The organism is Pseudoduganella sp. RAF53_2, from assembly GCF_052113985.1.
Lineage (GTDB): Bacteria > Pseudomonadota > Gammaproteobacteria > Burkholderiales > Burkholderiaceae_D > Rugamonas.
On the sequence record NZ_JBFRDW010000933.1, the window covers coordinates 1 to 1,590 of the forward strand.

Sequence of the window (1,590 nt, forward strand, 5' to 3'; positions counted from 1 at the left end):
AAAATATATCGCTCAGCGCCAAATAAAAAACGGCGGGTGTGAAACCCGCCGTGCGCCTAGCCCTGGACCGTGAACCGGTACAGCGACTTCGTTTCGTAAACCTCCCCCGGCCGCAAAATGGTATTCGGATATTCCGGCTGATTCGGCGAATCGGGGTAGTGCTGCGGCTCCAGGCACAGCGCGCCCCGATAGCCGTATTGCCAGCCCTTGCCGACCAGCGAGCCATCGAGGAAATTCCCGCTGTAGAACTGCACGCCCGGCTCCTGGGTATACAGTTCCAGCACCCGGCCCGACGCCGGCTCGCGCAGAATGGCGGCCAGCGACATGGTGTGCGGCTCCGGTTTCACCAGCACGAAGTTGTGATCATAGCCGCGGCCATTGTCCAGCTGCTCGTCCTCATCATTGATGTACTCACCGATGGTGCGCGTAGTGCGGAAATCGAACGGCGTGCCTGCCACGTCGGCCAGCGGACCCAATGGAATGGATTGGGAATCGATCGGCGTATAGCGCTCAGCATTGATCACCAGCTGATGATCGAGGATGCTGCCCTCCCCCGCCAGGTTGAAATACGCGTGATGCGTCAGATTCACCGGCGTGGCCTTGTCCGTGGTCGCGTGGAACTTGATCAGCAGCTCGTTGGCATCGTTCAGCTCATACATGACCGTCACGTCCAGATTGCCCGGATAGCCCTGGTCGCCGTCACGGCTGCGGTGAGTCAGCTTCAGGCCGATGGACAGGTCAGCCACCACCGGCACCGCATGCCAGGCTACTTTGTGGAAGCCGCGCGGACCGCCGTGCAGATGGTTCTCGCCATCGTTGATGTCGAGCTGCACCGATTCGCCGTCCAGCTGATAGCGGCCACGCCCGATACGGTTGCCGTAACGGCCAATCAGGGCGCCGAAAAAGTTCTGGTCGGCGAAATACGAATCGGCTTTGGTATAACCGGTGGTCACGTCCGCCAGGCGGCCATGCTTATCCGGCACATGCAGCTCGGTGATGATGCCGCCATAGTTCGTGATCTTGACGGTCATGCCGTTCCGGTTGCGCAGCGTGTAAAGACTGAGCGGCAGGCCTTCCGGGGTCTCGCCGAAAGGCTCTTGAGTGATGCTTAATTCCATTTATGCAATCGATGGGCGTCCGAAAACCGGCATGCCCTGTTCGTCCCAGCGCAAAGGTTTAACAAAAGTGTGGCGGTCCGGATTCCACAGTGGATCGCCAACGATCTCAGTATAAGTCCTTGCATGATAGACGAGAAGCACGGTTGCCCCATCTTCCGCGACCGTGAAGCTGTTATGGCCCGGTCCATAAATCTTGTGCTCGAAGCAGGATTGAAGCACCGGCTGATCCGACTTGTGCCACGAGGCCGGGTCCAGCAAGTCCGCATTCTCATCGGCCCACAGCAGGCCCATGGCGTAGTTCTCGTCGGTCGCGCTGGCGGAATAGCTGATGAAGATCTTGCCGTTCTTCTTGAGTACCGACGGCCCTTCGTTGACCCAGAAGCCCCGGATCTCCCAGTCGTATTCCGGCTTGCTCAGCATGACCGGCTTGCCTTCGATCTGCCACGGCGTTTTCATCGGCGCGATGTACAGG

The 1,590-nt window shown here is 59.3% G+C and carries 2 protein-coding genes; both read right to left on the bottom strand.

The window, feature by feature from the left end:
- Window positions 1-56 precede the first annotated feature (56 nt).
- Window positions 57-1,118, bottom strand: coding sequence for an aldose epimerase family protein (locus AB4Z11_RS31150; protein WP_442029968.1), 1,062 nt, complete (start codon window positions 1,116-1,118; stop codon window positions 57-59).
- On the bottom strand, window positions 1,119-1,590 hold a 472-nt coding region (locus AB4Z11_RS31155), incomplete at its 5' end, for a glycoside hydrolase family 43 protein (RefSeq protein ID WP_442029970.1).

Bases quoted from the DNA above. Each gene is read 5' to 3' on its own strand.
- AB4Z11_RS31150 (WP_442029968.1), bottom strand. From the start codon at position 1,118: ATGGAATTAAGCATCACTCAAGAGCCTTTCGGCGAGACCCCGGAAGGC.